Source organism: Nocardia colli (assembly GCF_008704205.1).
GTDB classification, from domain to species: Bacteria; Actinomycetota; Actinomycetes; order Mycobacteriales; family Mycobacteriaceae; genus Nocardia; species Nocardia colli.
Genome location: NZ_VXLC01000010.1, coordinates 310,622 through 330,214, shown reverse-complemented (window position 1 = coordinate 330,214; position 19,593 = coordinate 310,622). Strand labels below are relative to the sequence as shown.

Here is a 19,593-nt window from a genome sequence, read left to right as displayed (position 1 = left end):
GAAGGTCAGCCGGTTCTCGTCGAGCCAGTACAGGAGTTAGCCGATGACCTGCGCGAAATACCGTGGGCGGGTGTGGATGAACGGCATCGCGACGGCCAGGCCGCCGTACACGTTAGGTTCCTGGGTCGCGATCCAGCAGAAGTCCTCCAGCCGCGGCAGGCCGACGTGCTCGATGATGAAGTTCAGATTGGGGAATGCGGTCGCCACGTCGTCTACGTCCGCGACATCGAAGGCGTCACGGTTGAGCGGGTAGATGGTGGGGCCCTTGTGGATATGGATGTTGCGGATGCCGAGCTGTTCGCACTTCTCCAGGTACCGGTAGCTCCATGGGTCGGTCAGCTTGTAGCCCTTGGACTCTCCCTTCCACTCGGCCGTGTAGAGCTTGACGCCCTTCAGGTTCCAGCGTTGGTGCAGTGCCTCCAGCTTGTCCAGGCCGGCCTCGCCGTCGCGCGGATCCCAGGCGCCGTTGGTGATCAGCTGGTCCGGATGTTTCTCGGCGAGTGCGCCATTGCGTTCGGTGGTGTTGAACCCGTTGACGTAGAAGTCGGTGAGATAGGTCGGCTGGAAGATGCCCTTGTCGACATAGCCGACCTCGAACAGGTCGTGCATCAGATCGGCCTCGGTATAGCTGCCGAACTTCTCCAGTGTCCAAACCTCGTCGGCCGGTGAGAGATTGCGGTGGTAGTCGTAGAAGCAGCCGGTGAAGCCCGCGCCGTACCGGTTCTTCTGATTGCTCGGGCCGCCGTCCCAGAAGTGGATGTGGCCGTCGACGATGAAGTACTTCTCGCCGTCCTTTTCGTACATGGTGGTGCTCCGATACTCAACGGGTCTGTGGGCTGTGGGTCACTGCACCGGTTTCAAGTCGAAATCGATGTACTCGGCGGCGTCCTCAGGATTGGCGAAAAGCATTGTCCGGTCGTCGAAATGGACCATCCGCCCGTAGTGGGTGGACATGATCTCCTCGAAGTCGGACAGGGTGAACTCGGTGCCGAGCGCGTCGGTGATCTCCTCGAAATCGAAGGTGAGCACGCGATTACCGTCGACCCGGATCATCGAGGGGTACTCGGTGATCTTCACCCCGTCCTTGCGGCCCATCACTTCCGCGACGACGTAACCGTTCTGGTTGTTCATCAGGGTGATGCCGCACATGTTCGACGACCCGACTCCGGTGCCGAATTCCATTGCAGTACTCATCGGTTCAGCTCCTCGGGCTGGTCGAGATCCAGATCGGCCAGCACGCTGCGCAGGCCGGACTTGGCGGCTTCGAACGATTCGGCGAACGGGATGGTCCGTTCCTGCGGCTGCGACCAGATCGGTTGCAGCTCACGGGCGGCCGCGATGCTCAGCGGCACCCACTTCGCCAGCCAGCCGCCGAGCACCTCGCGGTTGTGCGCGCCGTGCTCCTCGTCCCGGGTGAGCAGCGCGAACAGCGCCCGGGAGTAGCCGAGGTCGCGGTTGTAGTCGTGCTCACCGGAGCCGACCAGGCTCGGCGTGACGTAGTCGCCGTTGCGGGCCGCTATCTGCATGACCAGATGGCTGCGGAACAGCACGCCGACCAGCTGTTCGAAGACGACGTTGGTCGCGAACAGCGCCTCGGCCCAATCGCCTGCGGCGGTGAGCAATTCGACATTGCGCCGGACACCCTGCCAGACCGCGTCGTCCTGCCAGACCGCGCGATGCGCGGAACCGTCGAAGCCGCTGAGTGATTCGCTCAGGTCCAGGTTGTACAGCGCGAGATCCTGGGCGAAGCGCAGCTTGTGCGCGCAATTCACCGCCATCGCGTTGTTGATCATGTTGGTCGGGGCCGAACGCTGCGCGGCCATGAAGACGTGCAGGCCGAGGCCGTGCTCGGCGTGCATCCAGGCGCCGAGGTTGCGCTCGACGAACTTGGTCCAGGCCGGCGTCCACGAGTTGTAGGCGTCGGCTAGTTTCGCGTTGTCGAGGTTCTGCTGGATCTGCCGCACCGCATTGGCGTTGTTGCGGTAGATCGTCTGCTCCCACTCCTCGTTCGGGTCGCGGAACTTGTGCCAGTCGGTGGATTTCAGCGCCGTCCACTCGTGCGGGTAGCCGCCCGGGCCGTCGCCGAAGCCGTAGATCCAGCCCTGGCTGAGATGGCGGGCCGGATCGGGCTGCACGTCGAAGGTGACGTCCTCGTAGGTGGTGGCCCGCAGCTTCGCGGGGGTGAAGTAGTTGTAGGAACGGCTGCCCGAGCTGGGGAACTCCAGGGCGCCCGCTTCGGCGTCGGTGAATTCCGGCTTGGGGAAACTGCGCTCCGATTTCGTCGCGGGCTCGGCGGGTGCGGTCATAATCGGTTCTCTCTTTCTCTGGAATCAGGTCTGCGGAATCGTCGTGGTGAACTTGTCGAAGTGGATCCGTTCGCGCGCAACCCCTTTGCCGTCGAGCATCCGCATCGCGGCATCGACCATGGGCGGCGGTCCGCAGAGGTAGATCTCGGACTCGGTCAGGTCGGGTTCGCGCCGATCGACCACGTCGGTGACGAAGCCGAAATCGCCGTCCGCGACACCCATTTCGGCCCAGTCCGCGGTGGTGTCTTCGGAAAGCGCCGGGACGAAGGTGAAGTCGGTCAGCTGGTCGCCGAGCCGGGCGAGCTCGGGCAGATAGAACAGGTCGGCGGCGGTGCGGGCGCCGTAGTAGTAATGCACCGGCCTGGCGCTGCCGATCTCGACCAGATGACGTAGGAGCGACAGGATCGGCGCCATCCCCGCCCCGCCGCCGATGCAGACGATGTCGCGCTCGGAGTCCTTCTTGACGGTGAACGAGCCGTACGGACCGCGCAGCCGCAGTTCGTCGCCGACCGCGAGCTCGCCCGCCAGCAGGCCCGAAAAGCGCCCGCCCGGATAGCGTTTGATGATGAATTGCAGCCGGCCGGAGTCGGTCGGCGTGGTCGCCATCGAGAACGAGCGATGCTCCTCGGTGCCGGGGATCATCACGTCCGAGTACTGCCCCGGCTTGAAGGTGTAGGCCGCGGGCTCGATCAGCTCCACTTCCAGCGACACGATGTCGTGCGTCAGGTCGGTCAAGGCGACGATGCGGGTCCGGAGTTGTTGCAGCGGAACCGCGTTGCGCAACTCGTCCTCGTCGAAGTTGATCAGCTCGATCTCGCAGTCGCTGTAGGCATGCGACTTGCACAGCAGCACATACCCTTCCTCGCTCTCGTAGTCGGCGAGCGCGAAGGTGGAGTAGCGATCCATCTGGATGTCGCCGTCGAGCAGGAACGATTTACACGCCGAGCACTGCCCCTCGCGGCAGCCGTGCATCAGCGAAACCCCTTGGCGGAAGGCCGCATCCAGGATTGTCTCGTTCTCGTCGACCTCGATCTCCAGTTCGACCGGCTCGAACCGGATGCGATGGGTGTCCCCCACGGGAAACTCCTCGGATGGGGCCCGGTGCCTGCGCTCGCGGACGAGCACGCAGGCACCGGACGGTCGATGGGATCAGGCGACCTCGGCCGGGCGACCGCCTGGACCACCGGCCGTGTACGCGGCGACGTGCGCCGCGCGCTCGGCGTCCGACATCTCGTTCAAGAGCACGTTCGGGCTCTGGAAGTTGATGCCGCGCAGGTCATCCAGCGTCCACAGCTTCTTCGGATCGTCCAGATCCAGGTGCGGCTGCGGGATCAGGGTCTTGCCGTCGTCGCGCACATAACCGAGGTTCTGCACGATGTCGGCGAGATCCTGGTTGTGGTGCAGGGTTTCCCATTCGCGATGACCGGTGAGCCGGCCCATGTTCGGCGTCGGCCTGCCCTCGTACTCCGGGCGGAACGCCTTGATGTCGGTCCACGCGCAGGTCTCCGAGCAGTACGTGCGCCACTGACCGTCCACCTTCTCGGTCACCATGTCACCGCGAATCAGGCACGGCACCATGCAGGTCCAGCAGCGGTGCGGGTACTGGTAGTCGACGTCCTCGAACGCGATCGGCTTGTTCCGGCCGGGGTAGCGCAGGCGGTTGTAGTTCTCCCACCAGACGCCGTACTTGTTGTACCAACCCGGGTACTTCTCCTCGAACCATTCGAAGTCCTGGTCGGTCATCGGATCGATGCGCCAGTAGTTGACTGGCCAACCGGTGGCGAAGAATTGGGCCACCTCGTGCACGTAGCCCTTGTTCACGATCCGGTTCCACGCCTCCTCGACCAGGTCGTGCGGGATGGTCAGGCCGTACTTCTCCAGCGGGATCAGGTAGCTGCGGTAGTAGTCGTCGTAGATCCAGCGCCGCCACATCTCGGCGTAGCTGTCGCGATCCTTGCGCCGATCCTTGGTGCCGTACTCGATGAAGGTGCCGATCGCGGCGTCCACCACGCAGTGGTTGTTCCACCAGGCGTAGCGCAGGTCGCGCTCGAGCAGTTGCCGGTTGTCCTCATCGGCCAAGGCCATCAACAGAATCGAGTAGCCGTTGGAGATGTGCCGCGACTCGTCGGACTGCACCGAGTGGAACACCGTCGGCAGCAGGTAATCGCCATTGGCTGCCGCCTCCGAGGGCATCGCGACGAAAAGGGTGTTGGTGAAGGCGGTTTCGGCGACCACGGTCAGGTAGATGTTCGCCGCGGTGATCGCGTCGCCGGTGATGAAGCCCTCGCCGAACTGGCGGCCGATGGTGCCCGCGTAGTTGTTGGCGAACGCCTTCTCGCTGATATCGAACCCGGCCGGGTCGATGTAGTGATTCATGTAGAGGCGCTTGAGATTCATCTGGATCGTCGAATGCCGGACCTCGTCGATCATCTGCACCGCGAGGCCGTTGTGGATCTCCGGATTCGGGACCGCGTCGATGGCCATCGGCATCGCGCGGGCCGCTGAGATCTCCGGGAACGGGATGATCGAGAGGAACAGCTTCTGCCATTCCATCCACCGCTGCTGTACCTGACGGAACATGTTGCCGCGGATGGCCCCGTCCATCGCGCCGAAGACCCGGTTGTCCTTCTCCTCCTCCATCGGGAAGTAGGAGCGCAGGATCTGTTTCAGCGGATCCTTTTTCGGCGCCTTGTCGAATGTGTAGTCGGTGCCGAACCGGGTGGCCGGTGTCGCGAAGGTCGGTTCCCACGACAGTTCGGTGATCTTCTTGTGAGCCTTGCTCAGGCTTTGCCTGCTCAACGTCTTCCTCCTGCTGTGGCTGCTGCACACGCTTCCTGTGACCTATGACACAGCGAAAGGGTTAGGCTGGACGTCTCAATCTGAGACGCGTCGCACATTGAGACGCGGCTAGCGTGGACTACGGCTGGTCAGTTTCGAGGTGAGAGCAATGTCGGACCCCCATGTCGATGCCGTTGTCAGCCTGCGGCAAGCCAGGGAACGGTTCTTGACCGCGGAACCGGTGGACACCCTGCCGGTACGCAGCACCGTGCTCGATTCCTGGCGTCGCTCACGCGCGCTGCGCATCCACCCGGACCGGGTGGAGCTGCCGTACGTGCGCGACCCGAATCTGGACTCACCGCTCACCAATGCCGCGGCCCCGGTGTTGCAGCGGCTCGCGAATGATCTTGCGGCGCAAACGGTCAGCGTCATCCTGACCTCGTCGGACGGGCTGGTGCTGGAGCGGTATGCCTCCGAGGTGACGATCATGCACCTGCTGGACAGCGTGCAGCTCGCCCCCGGATACAGCTACGCCGAGACGTTCGTGGGGACCAACGGCATCGGCACCACGCTGGAAACCGCCAGCCCCACCTTCATTCGCGGCGGCGAACACTATCTGGGCACGCTCGGCAGGCTGGCCTGCGCGGGCTCGCCGATCCGGCACCCGCTGACCAGGGCGGTGCTCGGGGTGATCGACTTGACCTGCTGGGCAAGCCGATCCGATCCGCTGCTGTTCACCCTGGCCAAGAGTGCGAGCAGTCAGATCGAGGATCGGCTCAGCTCGCTGGCCAGCGAGAGCGAGACCGCGCTGCTGGAAACCTATCTGCGCCAATGCCGGCGGTATCCGCTCGGCGTGCTGGCCATCGGCGGCGATGTGGTGTTGATGAACCAATACCTGCGGCACGCGCTGGACGCGCACGATCAGGTTGCGCTGCTGGAACTTTCGGCCGATCTCGCGGGCGGCGCCAGCGCCGTCGACACACTCGTCGCGCAGTTGCCGAGCGGGCACACCACCAAAGTTACTGCGGTAGAAAGGATTCTGGTGCGCGGCGGGTTACGCGGTGTCGTGCTGCACGTCCAGCTCGCCGCGGATCGTGCCGTGCGGCGCACGATCGGGCAGGCCACCTTCACGGTGCCCGGCGTCGCGGGCCGCAGCAGTTCGTGGCGGCGCAGCTGCCAGCAGGTGGAGCGCTGCTGCCGCGATCGTGAGTGGGTGGTGCTGGACGGCGAAAAAGGTTCGGGGCGAACGCGACTCGCGCGGTCGGTAGCCGCGCACGTCAGTGCGGACAAGATGGTCCGGGTGCTGCGCACCTCAGAGTTCGCCGATGCCGAGCACATGCTCTCCGCCTTGAGCGCCGAGACCGCGAGCAACGAATTCAATGTCGTGATCACCGATCTGGAGCGACTACCCACCGACGTGATCGAGCCGCTCGCCGAGATCTTGCAATCCTGCGCGGGCCGCGGCTGGATTGCGGCAACGATGAATTCGGCCACCCGCGCGCCCGCAGTCGACTCGCTGCTGCTGCCGTTCTTCACCCACACCGTCGGCGTGCCCGCGCTGCGGCATCGCATCGAGGACCTCGACGATCTGGTCCCGTTCCTGCTCCGCGAGCTCACCAAGGGCGCCGACGTCCGGCTGGCCCCGGACGCCATGCGCCAACTCGGCAAGCTGCCCTGGCCGGGCAACGTCACCCAGTTGCGCCAGATCCTCGCCGAAACCATTGCCGTGCAACGATCCGGCATGATCCAGGCGGACAAGCTGCCGCCGCAGTGCCGGTCGCTGACCCGGCGCAGGCTGAGCCAGCTCGAGGCGCTGGAGCGCGACGCGATCGTGCGCAGCTTGCAGGAGAACGGCGGCAGCAAGTCCGAAGCGGCCGCGGCACTGGGCATGTCGCGGGCCACCATCTATCGCAAGATCAAGGATTTCGGCATCGCCTGACTCACGGGGTGAGCAGTTGATCCTGTTCGGTCAGCGGGGCGCCGGAGTACCACGGGACGACCTCGCCGAAGCGGATCAGCTCGCCGTACCGGTCCGGGTCGACGCCCGGGGTCAGCGCCAAATCCAGTACGGCACGGGCGGCTTCGGCGGGAGTCTGGGCGTGACTGAAGTCGCTGAACCAGGGGCGCGAGGTCGCGGTGTCGACCATGCCGGGGCAGACCGCGGCGAGCAGGGTGCCGGTGGCCAGATCGTGGTCACGGCGTTCGGCGGCCACCGCGCGGACCGCGGCGACCTGGGCGACCTTCGACGGGATGTTCAGCCAGCGCGGCCAGCCTGCCTCCTCCGCCGTCTTGGCATGGATTGCGCTGCGCCAGGATTCGACGGCGTACTCGACCTGGTCGAGGGTGGCGTGGTCGAACAGCGGGCGCAGTCGCTCGGGCAGGTGGCCGAGGGTGCCGAGCGAGCTGGCCACGACCAGCAGGCGGCCGCCGGGGCGCAGGATCGGGGCGAAGGCGCGCAGGATCGAATGGGTGGCGGTGTTGGCGACGTCGATGTACTCGTCGGCCATCGCGGACTGGGACTGATCCGGCAGCAGCCGGGTGGTGGCGTTGGAGAGCACGATGTCCACTCCGCCCTGGGTCTCGCGCAGTTCGGCGGCGAGGGCGGCGATCGCGCCGGCGTCGGCGACGTCGAGCACCCGGCCCTCGACCCGGCTGCGAGTGTTCGGGGCAGCGGCGATTTCGGCCACTGCGGCCGCGACCCGCTGCGGGTTGCGGCCGGTGAGCAACACCAGGTCCGCCGGGTCCATTCGGGTCGCCAGGCCCTCGGCAAGTGCCCGGCCCAGACCTTGATTCGCCCCGGTCACCAGGGCTGTGCGTGCAGCGTTCATGACTCCAAGCTAGGAAGCCGCCATCCATGCGTCCAACGAGATTTAGGCACATCTGGTATGCGTTGAAGTCATGGATTTCACCGATGTGTCGCTGACCGCGTTGCGCGTTTTCCGCGCGGTCGCCGAGCAGGGCACCTTCACCGCGGCTGCGGGATCGCTCCGCTACACACAGTCCGCGGTGTCGCGGCAGATCGCCTCGATCGAGAAGCTGGCGGGCGCGGAACTGCTGGAGCGGCACCGGGAGGGGGTAAAGCTTACGGCGGCAGGGCATCTCGTGTTGCGGCGAGCGAGCGCGGTGCTCGATCAGATCGAGGTGACCGCCCGCGAGTTGTCGGGACTGCCCGCCCAGGCGGCGACGGTTCGGGTGGGCTGGTTCCCCAGCGCCGGCGCCGCCCTGCTGCCGAAGGCCATCGCGGCGCTGCGGCAGACGCATCCCGGCATCACCGTCCACAGCCGCGAGGGCAGCACGCCCGCGTTGGTGCGCGCACTGCGCGCGGGCAGCGTCGACCTGGCCCTCCTCGCTTCCATGCCGCCGTTCCGGCCGCCGGACACCGAGTCGCCGGCGCTGGTTCTGCACACCCTCACCGAGCGCAGCCTGTGCATAGCCCTGCCCGCCGGCCATCCGCTGGCACGCGGCGACTACATCGACGTCGCCGACCTGCACGGTCAGCAGTGGATCGCCGGGCCGAACACCAGCGATGACCGGCTGATGGGCGTCTGGCCCGGTTTGGACGAACGCCCCGAGATCGCGCACACCGCCCGCGACTGGCTCGCCAAACTCCAACTGGTCGCCGCCGGTTGCGGATTGACCACCATCCCGGCCCTCCTCGCCCCCGCCGTACTACCCGGCGTGCGCGTCCTGCCGGTCCGCGGTGGCCCGCAGGAGCAACGCCGGCTCCTGCTCGCCCATCTCCCGTCGCCACTCGGCGAGGCCGCGGCCAGGACCGCCGAGGCATTCCGCGCCGCCGCGATCGAGCTGCATGGACCGCAGTAACCCGCGAACGCCCAGGTAACGTGGGTTTGCTTACAATTTGCCATCGACCGATGTTGTCGCTCCACACTCGCCATAAGCTGCTCTCGAACTGGACGCACGTCCAGCAACAAGGAGGCGTCTACGATGCGCGTTACTCGTGGTTGGAAGAGTTCGGTGGCAATGGCCACGGTCTCGGCAAGTGTCCTGCTCGGGTTGCAGGCGGCACCGGCCGCCGCGGAAACCCCGGGGATGCTGATCGCGGCAACTCCGCAGGCCGGCGGCTGGCGGCCGATGCCGAACGGATCGGTGATCACCTACTGGACGGCCGGATCGGACGGCACCCCGAAGCAGGCCAGCGGGGCGCTGTTCATCCCGAACGGCACGCCGCCGCCGGGCGGGTGGCCGGTGATCGCGTTCGACCACGGGACGACCGGGCTGGGCCGCGGCTGCGGCGGCGAATCCGATCCGAGCACCGCGCCGAACTCGCACTGGCACGCCGAGGAAGACGACATCATGCGGCGCCTGGTCGGCCAGGGCTTCGCGGTGGTGGCGCCGGACTATCTCGGACTGGGCCTGTTCGACACCGGTCCGCACCCGTACCTGGAGTTGCAGACCGAGGCGACCGCGACCATCGACATCCTGCTTGCCGCACGTTCCGCGCACCCCGAGCTGTCCCGGACCTGGGCCACGATGGGCCTCTCCCAGGGCGGGCAGGCCGCGCTCGGCACCGGCCACCGGCAATCGAGCTATGCCGCCGATCTCGATTACCGCGGCACCATCGCGGTCGACCCGGAGTCGGATGTGGAAAAGGTGCTGCCCATCGCGAGTCCCGCCATCCCCACGATTCCCGGCACCGCGGAAACGCTCGGCTTCCTGTCCAGCATCTTCGCCGGATTCCGGGCCGCGCGACCGGACATCGACTTCAACCAGTATCTGAGCCCGGTCGGACGTCAGCTGCTCGACGACATCGGCACCATGTGCAAGCCGGAGATCGAGGCACGGGTGGACGGCGTCGGCATCGGCGAGCTGCTGTCGAAGCCGTTGTCCGACAGCCGGGTCCGGGCCGCGTACGAGTCCTACCTGACGGTGCCGGTCAGCGGTTACGACGCGCCGATCCTGCTGCTGGTCAACGCCACCGACACCACCGTGCCGTCGCCGCTGCACGCGACCCTGGCCGCGCAGTTCGCCGCCAACGGCGTCGACTTCCAGACGGTCACCGGCACCGGCAAGCACACCCAGATCAACCCCCAGATGTGGGCTGCCATCGACGCTTTCCTGGCCCGCGTCAAGTAACCGATTCGCCCGCAAGCCGGCTGGCGAGAATCCGTCGGAAGCTGACGATCGAGCTACTTCTCGACCGCCCGCACGGCACCTAGCGTCGTAATCACCTGAGGTAGAAGGAGATTCCGATGCTCGCACAATTCGTGCTGTTCGATGGATTCGACCCGATGGACGTGATCGCGCCGTTCGAGATACTCGGCGCGGGCGGCACGGTCACCGGCGGCCTGCTGGAGGTCGAACTGGTATCCGCCGAGGGCGCGCGGGAGGTACCCAGCGGCGTGCCCCCGATTTCGTTGTGGGCCACCGGAAAGCTGGCACCGCAGCGCGCGGACATGGTGATCGTGCCCGGCGGGATGGGCCGGATGCCGACGGACGCGGACGACCACGGCGACGGCTCGGTCCTGACCGTGCTCACCCGTGCTCTCGACACCGAATTACCCGCCCTGCTGAAGGAATCCGTCGATCGATCGGGCGTGACCGTCGTCGGCATCTGCGGCGGTTCGCTGCTACTCGGGTTCGCCGGTCTGCTCGCCGGCCGCCCGGCGACCACGCATCCATTGGGCATGGAAGCGCTCGCCCGGACCGGCGCGACCGCCGTCCCCGCCCGGGTCATCGATGACGGCGACGTGATCTGCGGCGCCGGTGCGACTTCCGGACTGGACGTCGGGCTGTATCTGCTGGAACGCGAACTCGGGCCACGAGTCGCGCACGCAGTCGAACAACTGATCTCCTACGAACGCCGCGGAACCGTTTGGCAGAACACAGGTTCCGAACCGATACCCGCCTGAACAAAGAATGTCCCGGACACGAAAGTCCGGGACATTCTTGCGTTTTCGGTCAACGGGGGGCGTTGGCCGGGTCGGCGAGGGTCGGGGTGCGCCCTTCGCGGTTAGCCCGGCGGGCGTCTTCGAAGAACTCGCGGGAGAACATCGCCGACAGCACCGCGATGCCGCCGCGGTGGACGCGGAATTCGCTGGTGGTGCTGGTGCCGATGAGCCGGATGACGCGGCCGGCCGCCTGCTGCGGGCGGGCGAAATCCTTCACCCGGCCGCGGCCGGTCCAGGCGAGCGCCGACTGGTCGATGACGGCGTCGTCCGCGACGAGCAGCTTGACCATGGCGTGGTCGAGGTTCACGTGCACCTCGATATCGCCGTCGCCGGCCAGCTGCGGTGAACGCAGGTCGATGACGGCGCTGCCGTAGCGGACGGTGACGTCGAAGGCGGTCGCGTCGGTCCAGTCGCCGAGGCGCTTGACGGTGCCGTGATCGACGTGGATCTGGGTGGTCTTGGTGTTCATTTCGGTGGTCCTTTCGGGGTGTTCTTCCTGCTGAATTAATAGTGGCACACAGACTAGTTCCTTTGCAACTAGTTTTAGAGAATCTAGTAGTCCGGTGCCCACTAGAATGAGTCGCATGACGGCATCGACGCAGTTCAAGCGCTCTCCCCTGGCGATGGTGGTGCTCGGCATCCTGAATCTCGAGCCGATGCACCCGTACGCGATCCAGCGCCGGATCAAGGAGTGGGGCAAGGACAAGGTGGTCAACGTCGCCCAGCGCGCCGCGCTCTACAAGACGATCGGCAGGCTGCAGGAGGCCGGGCTGGTCGCGGTCCGCGAGACCGGACGTGATCAGCAGTACCCGGAGCGCACCGTCTACGAGATCACCGACGCGGGCCGCACCGCCTGCACGACCTGGCTGTCGGAGATGATCGCGACACCGCGCAACGAGTACCCCGGCTTCCCGGCCGCGCTGTCGTTCCTGATGCTGCTCGACCCGGACGGCGCCCGCGCCGAATTGGCGCGCCGGGCAACGACTTTGCGCGAGCAGCTGGCCGAGATGGACGCCGACGCCGAGCAGATGACGGGCATGGACCTGCCGCGCGTGGTGATGCTGGAGGACGAATACCTGCGCGCCGTCACCGAGGCCGAATTGCGCTGGGTCGAGGGCGTTGTCGGCGATCTGACCGCGGGCACGCTGACCTGGTCCTGGGACTCGCTCGCGCCGTTCGTCGGGGAATCCACCGCAACGGAGTGAACCGGGCGCTGTGAGGTCGCCCAATGGTGGCGGTGTTTGCGGCGGGTTGTGGGTGGGTCGTCGTAAGGTACGGGCATGGTGCCCACCGAGAAGTCCGAGTTGGTGCAGTCGATCGTCGAGGCGTATCTGCTGGACGGAAATCGGCAGTACAGCCGCACCGACGTGGCCGAGCAGGCCGGGACCACCACGGCGCTGACCAAGCGGTTGTGGACGGCTCTGGGCTTTCCCGCGGGATTGGACGACGACGCCGTCGACTACACCGATGCCGACATCGCGGCGCTGCGCAACTTCCGCGATCTGAGCATCCTGTCCGCGGCCGACGCCAGGCAGCAGGCGGCGACGGCGCGCACCCTCGGTCAGGGCATGGCACGGCTGGCGGAATGGCAGGTCGACCTGGTACTCGCCGAGATCGGCGCGCGCATCGCGGCGGCGGATCCGGACGCCGACGCCGAGCAGACCATTCGCACCGCCACCGAGGGCACCATCGCGACGCTCGAACAGCTCAACACCTACGCCTGGCGCAGGCACCTGGCCGCCGCGCTGTCCCGGTCGCTCGATCCGGGCACGTCCGCCGGCGAGACCCTGCGCGACCTGGCGGTCGGCTTCGCGGACATGGTCGGCTACACGCGGCTGACCAGGCATCTGCATCCCGATGAACTCTCGCTGCTGCTGGAGTCGTTCGAATCCACCACCACCGCCGCGATCACCGAGAACGGCGGCTGGGTGGTGAAGAACGTCGGCGACGAGGTCATGTTCGCCGCGAACAGCGCCGCCAACGCGGCACGCATCGCGCTGGCCATTCAGGAGTCGACGATGATGGTCGGCGGCACCCCCGAACTGCGCGTCGCGCTGGCGTACGGGCAGGTGTTGCAGCGGTTCGGCGATCTGTACGGATCGGTGGTGAACATCGCGTCCCGCCTGACCGGCGTCGCCCGGCCCGGCACGGTCCTCATCGACGACGAGGCCGCCACCGCGCTGGAGGGCGAGTCCGAGTTCATCATCAAGAACCTGCGCAGCGTCCGCGTCCGCGGTTTCAATCGGCTGCGCCCGCACATCCTGCGCCGCAACGAGAAGAACCAGTGAACCCGAGTTCGGGCCCGGCCCCTATCGCGACCTAAGCTCTGGCCAGTGGAAATGGACTGGTCCGAGCTGCGCGCGCGATTCCTCGTCGACGAGGACGAGGCGATCCTCGCCCTGCACAAGCCCGCGGGCATCTCCGTCACCGGCGAGCGGCACGACGCCGACCTGGTCGAGCTGGCGGCCGCGGCCGGCGAGACGCTCTATCCGGTGCACCGGATCGACAAGGTGACCTCCGGGCTGGTGCTGCTGGCCAAGGAACTCGGCGCGCACGGGCAGCTGACCCGGCAGTTCAACAAGCAGACCGCCGAGAAGGCGTACCTGGCGATCGTGGCGTCGAGCGAGCTGCCCGACACTGGGGTGATCGACCTGCCGCTCAGCGTCGGACGCAAGAACCGGGTGCGCATCGCGGCGCCGCGGGAAAGCATTCGCCGGGAAGCGGATCGCTGGTTCGTCGCGGACGCCGATCTGCTCGACACCAAGAACTATCCGTCCCGCACCGAATTCGCCACGGTGCTGCGCCGCGACGACTTCGCGGTGCTCGCGCTGCGCCCGATCACCGGGCGCCGCCACCAGATTCGCGTACAGCTGGCCTGGATCGGCCATCCGATCGTCGGCGATCCGCTGTTCGACAAGTCGGGCGCACACGAGCGGACGTATCTGCATTCGTGGCGGCTCGGCCTGACCGCGGACTGGCGCACCCCGCCGGAACTCGCCCTGGAGGCGACGCCCGACCCGGAGTTCTGGCGGCCGATCCAGGCCGAGCCGGACGAGGCCGGCGAATTGCTCACCCGCGCACGGGAATTGCGCCGCGCGCTCGGCTGATTCAGCGCGTCCACTCCGGTGACCGGCCGAGCATCGCGATGATCTGATCGAACCGATCCGCGGTGGACCACGGCACCTCGGGACCGAACGCGGCACCGGGCGCGAGCCGGATGTCGCCGCCGGGAACGGCCTGCGCCACCGGGAACGCGGCCTCGATCAGCGCGGCGTCGAATGCCACGGGCAACCCCAAAGTCTTTGCCACATCCCAGGAATGGACGACGTAGTCGATGAAGTGGAAGCTCACCGCCTGCGCTCCGGAGAACTGATAGTCGGCGCTGAACTCCGCCAGCGGGAACTTCCGGTCCAGCACGTCGGGCGCCGCGAACGCCTCCAGCACGTGCTCGGCCGCGGCGCGATAGCTCGCCACCGGGTCCGCGCCGAGCGGGCGCAGCTTCCACAGCACCGGGTCGCCGTCGCCCCGCGACGCCGCGGCGAATCCGTAGTGCTGGGCGATCATGTGCGTCAGCAGGCCGTGCAGCGTCCAGTCGGCGCACGGCGTCGGCTTGCTCAGGTCCGCGTCGGTGAGCCGCTCGACCAGGTCGATGCTGGTCCGCACGGCCTGCGCGTCGAACGCGACGAGGTCGACGGTGTTCTTCAGCGCGTCGAGGGTGCGCAGTTCCGCGCTGGTATCCGGTTCGGTCGCCATCGATGGCTTCTCTCTACTCGATGCTCAAATGATAAGTACGAGCCTATCGTATGCACCCGCCTATCATCTATCAAGCAGTATTTTCTATCCATGTCCGAAGCACCCCGTCCCGACCTCGCCGCGATGATCGCACCGCTCATGCGGACGCTGCTGGCGGTGGAACTGCCGGTGCTCGAACGGCATGAGCTGTCGATGTGGGGATACGCCGTGCTGCTCGGACTCGGCAAGGAACCCGTGTACACGCAGGCCGCGCTGGCCAAGTCGATCAATGCCGACAAGACCCGGATCATCGGCGTGCTGGACGAATTGCAGCAGGGCGGATTGATCCGGCGCGAACCGGATCCGGCGGACCGGCGGGTCAATCTGGTGTCCATCACCGCGGCCGGACGCAGCCTGCGCGATCGAGTGCAGGCCGACATCCAGCAGCAGGAAAATCAGCTGCTCGAACAGCTTCCGGCGGCGGACCGGCGGGCCTTCCTGCGGTCGTTGCAGACGCTGGCCGCGCAGGCCGGCGAGCAGTCCCAGTGAGCGCGCACACAGACCGCCGCACAGGTTTCCGCTGGTGGTGAGCCTCATGGCGACGCGTAACACGCAGGTCAACTAGCCTTAATACGTGCCGCGCACGGGAGGCGGGCACACTCTGACGCAACGGAGCGATCCCCCAGAGAAAGCGAACGCCGATGATCCTGGTGGCTCAGGTCAGCGACACACATTTCGATCTCGGCGCCCGCAACGCCGAACGGGTCGAACAGGTCATGACCTTTCTCACCGGTCTGCGCCGCAGACCGGACGCGATCCTGGTGACCGGTGACATCACCGATTCCGGCCAGCACGAGCAATACGCCGAGGCCAGGCTCGCGTTCGACCTCGACATTCCGGTGTACGCCATCCCGGGCAACCACGACGATCGCGCCGCGTTCCGCAGCACACTGCTCGGCGAGGCCGCCTCGACCGCGCCGATCAATCACGCGCACCGGATCGGGGATCTGACCGTCGCACTGCTGGATTCGAGCATTCCCGGCGAGCCGAGCGGGCGGCTCGCCGACGAGACCTACACCTGGCTGCACGGTGTGCTCGCGACCGCACCGGCCGACAAACCGATCCTGCTTGCGCTGCATCACCCGCCCGCGTACCTGTTCAGCCCGGTCGTCGACGAGATCTCGCTGGAGGAGCCGGAGAAGTTCGCCGAACTGGTGGCCGGCGACAAACGCATCGCCGCGGTGCTCACCGGCCACGCACATTCCTCGGCGACAACGACATTCGCCGGGCGCCCGCTGCTGGTCGCCCCGAGCACCGCGTCGGTCCTCGGCGGCCTCTGGGAACTCGACCTGCCCGATCACGTGATGGACTACGCCCCCGATCCCGCCGTCGCGCTGCACATGATCGATGAAAAACACAGCCTGACAACCCATTTCCGCAGCGTTCCGATGGGTGGCCGGCTGGGCACGCTGCCGAGCTGACCGATCGCGGACGCGGATTTCGTTTAGTCACCGCAGGTCCGGGCAGTCGAGGAGGAGACAGTTTCCCTCGACGCGAAGGAACTCCGATGACCGATCTCGCCGCCTCCGTAGTGCGCACGACCTTCGCGGCCGGGGCAAACCTGCGCCATGCCAGGGTTTTCCATCCCACCGGGTTGAACCTGGCCGGTCGGCTGCACGCGGAACCCGAGTTCGACCACCTGTTCGGCGAGGGCGAACGCGCGGTCATCGCGCGCCTGTCGAAGGGAGCGGGCACGCCGGGCGGCCTGCCCGATGTGCTCGGCCTCGCGTTCCGGGTGCTCGATCGGCACGACCAGCCATGGGATTTCGCGCTGGCGACCACCGGCCGCGGCACGCTCGGCCGGTTCCTGATCACACCGGCGCGCAGCTGGGTCCGCGCGGGGTACGGCAGCCTGATGCCCTATCGCGTGGGAAAAACCATGCCCGTGTGGTTCTTTGCCGAGCCCGACACCGGCCAGCCCGCCTCCGCATCCCTGGCCGCGATGACCGAACACCTGCCGGAGCACCCGATCTCGTTCGAGTTGCAGGCCCGGGGGCTCACCGGAGCGCCGGTGCGCCTTGCCACGCTGACGTTGCGGCTCGCGGAGCCCGCCGAACACCGCACGGATTTCTTCGATCCCATGCTCAACCATCCGGACGGGGTGGAATTGCTGCCGCGGATCGTCGGCAAGGTTCGCGAATTCGCTTACGCGGGAAGCAGGAATGGTCGCGGCGAAGTCGAATGACTTTGCGGCTCAGCGGCGGACGGCCCGTTCGCGGCGGTAGGCGGCCGGGGTCGCGCCGGTCCAGCGTTTGAACGCGTAGATGAAGGTCGAGGATTCCGCGTAGCCGAGGCGGATGGCCACGTCGCTCACCGAAAGCGGTGTGGCGGAGAGCATTTCCTCGGCCAGCGCCCGGCGCACCTCGTCGAGCAGCGCTCGATAGCTGGTACCTGCCGCATCGAGATGGCGGCGCAGGGTACGGGTGCTCATGTTGAGATCGCGTGCGACGGAGTCGATTCCGGGCGGTCCGGTGAACCCCTCGGTGCCGCCGGGAACCAGCAGTTCACGCACGTCGGCGGCGATACCGGTGCGGGCGCGACGCCGATGCACCAGGGCGCGGCACTGCGCCAGGCACATGGCCCAGGTCTGCTCGTTCGCCTGCGGCAGTGGCTGATCCAGCACGGCCGGGTCGATCGCGAACAGGTTGCGCGGCCGCCCGAACCGGGGACGCACCACCGTCACCGCTTCGATCCGGTCGGCGTAATCCGGTTCCGGGAACCGGAATTCGGCCCTGGCCAGCGGCAGGTGGCGGCCGAGCAGATCGCTCATCACCTGATGCATGGCGGTGACGTCGCGTTCGACCAGGAACTGCCGCACGTCGGCCGGAATCAGCTCGTCGTGCACCCAGGCGATGAACTCCCCCTCCCGCCATTCGGCGACGGGCAGGCTGAAGGTGAAGCTCAACTCCAGATATCGCAGCGCGAACGAGATCGCCTCGCCGAGCGTCGGGCTGCTCACGCAGGCGAAGCCGAAGATGCCGAAGGTGGTGATCCGGTAGCGGCGGCCGATCTCCACGCCGAGCGCGGGCCGGTCGCCGAGTTCGCGGACCAGATTGCGGACCACGGTCAGCTCGATCTGCGCGTCGATCTGCGCATCCGGATCGCGCAGCACCGGCTCGGACAACCCGGTTCCGGCGAGCATTCGACCGGTAGGCACGCCGCACTCGGCCGCGTAGCCGACCATCAGCGCCACGCTGGCTATCCCGCGCGGAAAGTTCCAGTCGCGGATTCCCGGATCCTGCACCCGCTCCACACCGCCCAGTATGGCCGAATTTCTCTATTGGCTACCCCGACGCCCCCTACAGTGGAATTATCTTCGGTCCTGTGAGGAGTGTCACATGACAACAGGCAACCGGCCCTCGGTGCTCATCATCGGCGCGGGCTTCGGCGGCATCGGCATGGCGATCGAATTGCGCCGCAACGGTTTCCACGACCTCACCATCCTGGAGCGGGCCGCCGATCTTGGCGGCGTGTGGCGGGAGAACACCTATCCGGGCGCCGCCTGCGACGTGCCGTCCCCGCTGTACTCCTACTCGTTCGAGCCGAAACCGGACTGGCCGCAGCGCTACTCCGGCCGCGCGGCCATCCACGCCTATCTGCGCGGCGTCGCCGAGCGCAACGGCGTGCTGGACGCGATCCAGTTCGGCACCGACGTGACCGATGCCGAATTCGACGACGCGTCCGGGCGCTGGACGGTCCGCACCGCGGACGGGATGGCCCGAACCGTGGACGTCGTGATCTCCGCGGTCGGCCAGCTGTCGCGCCCCGCGCTGCCGAATCTCCCCGGCATCGACACCTTCGCGGGCCCGGCGTTCCACTCCGCCGAGTGGGACCACGGGATCGACCTGACCGGCAAGCGGGTCGCCTGTATCGGCACCGGGGCCAGCGCCATCCAGTACATCCCGGAGATCCAGCCGAAGGTCGCGCAGCTCACCCTGTTCCAGCGCACCCCGGCCTGGGTGATCCCCAAATTCGACACCGACTACTCCCCGATTCAGCACAAGCTGTTCGCCCGGCTGCCCGGCGCTCTGCTGGCCGAGCGCTTCGGCTGGTGGGCGATCGCCGATTTCGTCTCGCTCGGCCTGGTCGAATTCCCGGCCATCGCGCGGCTGGTGGCCCGCATCGCCGACCGCCATCTGCGCAAGCAGGTGACCGATCCGCAGCTGCGGGCCGTGCTCACCCCGGACTATCCGATCGGCTGCAAGCGCGCGCTGTTCTCCAACGACTACTACCCCGCGTTGACCCGGCCGAACGTCCGGGTGGAGACCGCCGCGATCACCGAGGTGACGCCCGCGGGCGTGCGCACCGCGGACGGCACCCTGCACCAGGCGGACGTGATCATCTACGGCACCGGCTTCAAGGGCACCGAATTCCTCTGGCCGATGGACATTTACGGCCGCGCGGGACACAAGCTGTCCGACGCCTGGACCGACGGCGCGCACGCCTACTACGGCATCGCGGTGCCGGAGTTCCCGAATCTGTTCCTGGTCTACGGGCCGAACACCAATCTCAGCGCGGGCTCGATCATCTACATGATCGAATCCCAGACCCGCTACATCCGCCAGGCCGTCGAGCTGCTCGAGCGCAGGCCGGGACACACCCTCGAGGTCCGCGCGGACCAGGAGCAACGGTTCAACACGGCGCTGCAGCAACGGCTCGACCGCACCCCGTGGAACTTCTGCTCGAGCTGGTACCGCAATGCCGCGGGGCGCATCACCAACAACTGGCCGGGCTCGCAAACCAGTTACCGCCGCCGCATCCGCAAGCTCGACCCGGACGCTTACACCCTCACCCCGGTCGGATGACGG

General features: G+C 67.1%; 19 protein-coding genes and 1 pseudogene. 11 read left to right on the top strand and 9 right to left on the bottom strand.

Translation table 11 applies throughout. The features are described from left to right. Positions 1 to 39: 39 nt before the first annotated feature. The 5 genes and pseudogenes from F3087_RS22510 to F3087_RS22490 all read right to left on the bottom strand — a co-directional run. A pseudogene (locus tag F3087_RS22510) lies at positions 40 to 804 on the bottom strand (amidohydrolase family protein); the annotation flags it as partial. Between the two features lie 39 nt (positions 805 to 843). Further along, the gene (gene mimD / locus F3087_RS22505; protein WP_150403989.1) at positions 844 to 1,194 is read right to left on the bottom strand and encodes a propane 2-monooxygenase effector subunit MimD; all 351 of its coding nucleotides are present in this window, start codon (positions 1,192 to 1,194) and stop codon (positions 844 to 846) included. Then, positions 1,191 to 2,306, bottom strand: a complete 1,116-nt coding sequence (locus F3087_RS22500) for an aromatic/alkene monooxygenase hydroxylase subunit beta (RefSeq protein WP_150403988.1) — start codon at positions 2,304 to 2,306, stop codon at positions 1,191 to 1,193. The genes mimD and F3087_RS22500 overlap by 4 nt, the downstream gene beginning before the upstream one ends. 24 nt (positions 2,307 to 2,330) lie before the next feature. Further along, the gene (locus F3087_RS22495; RefSeq protein ID WP_150403987.1) at positions 2,331 to 3,383 is read right to left on the bottom strand and encodes an NADH:ubiquinone reductase (Na(+)-transporting) subunit F; all 1,053 of its coding nucleotides are present in this window, start codon (positions 3,381 to 3,383) and stop codon (positions 2,331 to 2,333) included. Positions 3,384 to 3,455: 72 nt separating this feature from the next. Then, the gene (locus F3087_RS22490) at positions 3,456 to 5,105 is read right to left on the bottom strand and encodes a ferritin family protein (protein WP_150403986.1); all 1,650 of its coding nucleotides are present in this window, start codon (positions 5,103 to 5,105) and stop codon (positions 3,456 to 3,458) included. Between the two features lie 148 nt (positions 5,106 to 5,253). Between F3087_RS22490 and F3087_RS22485 the strand changes: the two genes are divergently transcribed. Then, the gene (locus F3087_RS22485; protein ID WP_150403985.1) at positions 5,254 to 7,023 is read left to right on the top strand and encodes a sigma-54-dependent Fis family transcriptional regulator; all 1,770 of its coding nucleotides are present in this window, start codon (positions 5,254 to 5,256) and stop codon (positions 7,021 to 7,023) included. Between the two features lies 1 nt (position 7,024). On the opposite strand, the gene F3087_RS22480 is transcribed toward F3087_RS22485, so the two are convergent. Next, positions 7,025 to 7,912, bottom strand: a complete 888-nt coding sequence (locus tag F3087_RS22480) for an SDR family NAD(P)-dependent oxidoreductase (protein ID WP_150403984.1) — start codon at positions 7,910 to 7,912, stop codon at positions 7,025 to 7,027. Between the two features lie 70 nt (positions 7,913 to 7,982). Between F3087_RS22480 and F3087_RS22475 the strand changes: the two genes are divergently transcribed. The 3 genes from F3087_RS22475 (at position 7,983) to F3087_RS22465 (ending at position 10,954) form a co-directional block, all read left to right on the top strand. Further along, positions 7,983 to 8,906, top strand: a complete 924-nt coding sequence (locus F3087_RS22475; RefSeq protein WP_150403983.1) for a LysR family transcriptional regulator — start codon at positions 7,983 to 7,985, stop codon at positions 8,904 to 8,906. Positions 8,907 to 9,029: 123 nt separating this feature from the next. Further along, a complete protein-coding gene (locus F3087_RS22470) occupies positions 9,030 to 10,178 on the top strand; it encodes an alpha/beta fold hydrolase (protein WP_223885262.1) in 1,149 nt (382 codons plus the stop codon). Between the two features lie 116 nt (positions 10,179 to 10,294). Then, positions 10,295 to 10,954 (top strand): DJ-1/PfpI family protein, encoded by a 660-nt coding sequence (locus tag F3087_RS22465; protein WP_150403982.1) that lies wholly within the window; start codon positions 10,295 to 10,297, stop codon positions 10,952 to 10,954. Positions 10,955 to 11,003: 49 nt separating this feature from the next. On the opposite strand, the gene F3087_RS22460 is transcribed toward F3087_RS22465, so the two are convergent. Beyond that, positions 11,004 to 11,462 (bottom strand): hypothetical protein, encoded by a 459-nt coding sequence (locus F3087_RS22460; RefSeq protein ID WP_150403981.1) that lies wholly within the window; start codon positions 11,460 to 11,462, stop codon positions 11,004 to 11,006. A 115-nt stretch (positions 11,463 to 11,577) separates the two neighbouring features. Here F3087_RS22460 and F3087_RS22455 point away from each other — a divergent pair, with 115 nt between their 5' ends. From F3087_RS22455 to F3087_RS22445, 3 genes are all read left to right on the top strand, one after another. Then, on the top strand, positions 11,578 to 12,198 hold the full coding sequence (locus F3087_RS22455; RefSeq protein WP_223885261.1) for a PadR family transcriptional regulator: 621 nt from the start codon (positions 11,578 to 11,580) through the stop codon (positions 12,196 to 12,198). Positions 12,199 to 12,273: 75 nt separating this feature from the next. Beyond that, positions 12,274 to 13,281 (top strand): adenylate/guanylate cyclase domain-containing protein, encoded by a 1,008-nt coding sequence (locus tag F3087_RS22450; protein WP_150403979.1) that lies wholly within the window; start codon positions 12,274 to 12,276, stop codon positions 13,279 to 13,281. Positions 13,282 to 13,332: 51 nt separating this feature from the next. Then, complete coding sequence (locus F3087_RS22445) at positions 13,333 to 14,100, top strand: RluA family pseudouridine synthase (protein WP_150404018.1); 768 nt, start codon at positions 13,333 to 13,335, stop codon at positions 14,098 to 14,100. Between the two features lies 1 nt (position 14,101). Here F3087_RS22445 and F3087_RS22440 read toward each other — a convergent pair whose 3' ends face one another. Next, complete coding sequence (locus F3087_RS22440) at positions 14,102 to 14,746, bottom strand: TIGR03086 family metal-binding protein (RefSeq protein ID WP_150403978.1); 645 nt, start codon at positions 14,744 to 14,746, stop codon at positions 14,102 to 14,104. A 90-nt stretch (positions 14,747 to 14,836) separates the two neighbouring features. Here F3087_RS22440 and F3087_RS22435 point away from each other — a divergent pair, with 90 nt between their 5' ends. From F3087_RS22435 to F3087_RS22425, 3 genes are all read left to right on the top strand, one after another. Next, positions 14,837 to 15,274 carry a MarR family winged helix-turn-helix transcriptional regulator gene (locus F3087_RS22435; protein WP_150403977.1) on the top strand — a complete coding sequence of 146 codons (438 nt, stop codon included), beginning with the start codon at positions 14,837 to 14,839 and terminating at the stop codon, positions 15,272 to 15,274. A gap of 152 nt (positions 15,275 to 15,426) precedes the next feature. Then, on the top strand, positions 15,427 to 16,206 hold the full coding sequence (locus F3087_RS22430) for a metallophosphoesterase (RefSeq protein ID WP_150403976.1): 780 nt from the start codon (positions 15,427 to 15,429) through the stop codon (positions 16,204 to 16,206). A gap of 86 nt (positions 16,207 to 16,292) precedes the next feature. Then, a complete protein-coding gene (locus F3087_RS22425) occupies positions 16,293 to 16,970 on the top strand; it encodes a phosphodiesterase (protein ID WP_150403975.1) in 678 nt (225 codons plus the stop codon). A gap of 9 nt (positions 16,971 to 16,979) precedes the next feature. Here F3087_RS22425 and F3087_RS22420 read toward each other — a convergent pair whose 3' ends face one another. Beyond that, positions 16,980 to 18,038, bottom strand: a complete 1,059-nt coding sequence (locus tag F3087_RS22420; protein WP_150403974.1) for an AraC family transcriptional regulator — start codon at positions 18,036 to 18,038, stop codon at positions 16,980 to 16,982. An 85-nt stretch (positions 18,039 to 18,123) separates the two neighbouring features. Between F3087_RS22420 and F3087_RS22415 the strand changes: the two genes are divergently transcribed. Next, positions 18,124 to 19,590, top strand: a complete 1,467-nt coding sequence (locus F3087_RS22415) for a flavin-containing monooxygenase (protein WP_150403973.1) — start codon at positions 18,124 to 18,126, stop codon at positions 19,588 to 19,590. Positions 19,591 to 19,593 lie beyond the last annotated feature (3 nt).

What these genes read in the sequence shown, in the direction of transcription:
- mimD (WP_150403989.1), bottom strand. Translation starts at nt 1,194, where the DNA reads ATGAGTACTGCAATGGAATTCGGCACCGGAGTCGGGTCGTCGAACATG.
- F3087_RS22500 (WP_150403988.1), bottom strand. Translation starts at nt 2,306, where the DNA reads ATGACCGCACCCGCCGAGCCCGCGACGAAATCGGAGCGCAGTTTCCCC.
- F3087_RS22485 (WP_150403985.1), top strand. Translation starts at nt 5,254, where the DNA reads ATGTCGGACCCCCATGTCGATGCCGTTGTCAGCCTGCGGCAAGCCAGG.
- F3087_RS22480 (WP_150403984.1), bottom strand. Translation starts at nt 7,912, where the DNA reads ATGAACGCTGCACGCACAGCCCTGGTGACCGGGGCGAATCAAGGTCTG.
- F3087_RS22475 (WP_150403983.1), top strand. Translation starts at nt 7,983, where the DNA reads ATGGATTTCACCGATGTGTCGCTGACCGCGTTGCGCGTTTTCCGCGCG.
- F3087_RS22470 (WP_223885262.1), top strand. Translation starts at nt 9,030, where the DNA reads ATGCGCGTTACTCGTGGTTGGAAGAGTTCGGTGGCAATGGCCACGGTC.
- F3087_RS22465 (WP_150403982.1), top strand. Translation starts at nt 10,295, where the DNA reads ATGCTCGCACAATTCGTGCTGTTCGATGGATTCGACCCGATGGACGTG.
- F3087_RS22460 (WP_150403981.1), bottom strand. Translation starts at nt 11,462, where the DNA reads ATGAACACCAAGACCACCCAGATCCACGTCGATCACGGCACCGTCAAG.
- F3087_RS22455 (WP_223885261.1), top strand. Translation starts at nt 11,578, where the DNA reads ATGACGGCATCGACGCAGTTCAAGCGCTCTCCCCTGGCGATGGTGGTG.
- F3087_RS22450 (WP_150403979.1), top strand. Translation starts at nt 12,274, where the DNA reads ATGGTGCCCACCGAGAAGTCCGAGTTGGTGCAGTCGATCGTCGAGGCG.
- F3087_RS22445 (WP_150404018.1), top strand. Translation starts at nt 13,333, where the DNA reads ATGGACTGGTCCGAGCTGCGCGCGCGATTCCTCGTCGACGAGGACGAG.
- F3087_RS22440 (WP_150403978.1), bottom strand. Translation starts at nt 14,746, where the DNA reads ATGGCGACCGAACCGGATACCAGCGCGGAACTGCGCACCCTCGACGCG.
- F3087_RS22435 (WP_150403977.1), top strand. Translation starts at nt 14,837, where the DNA reads ATGTCCGAAGCACCCCGTCCCGACCTCGCCGCGATGATCGCACCGCTC.
- F3087_RS22430 (WP_150403976.1), top strand. Translation starts at nt 15,427, where the DNA reads ATGATCCTGGTGGCTCAGGTCAGCGACACACATTTCGATCTCGGCGCC.
- F3087_RS22425 (WP_150403975.1), top strand. Translation starts at nt 16,293, where the DNA reads ATGACCGATCTCGCCGCCTCCGTAGTGCGCACGACCTTCGCGGCCGGG.
- F3087_RS22415 (WP_150403973.1), top strand. Translation starts at nt 18,124, where the DNA reads ATGACAACAGGCAACCGGCCCTCGGTGCTCATCATCGGCGCGGGCTTC.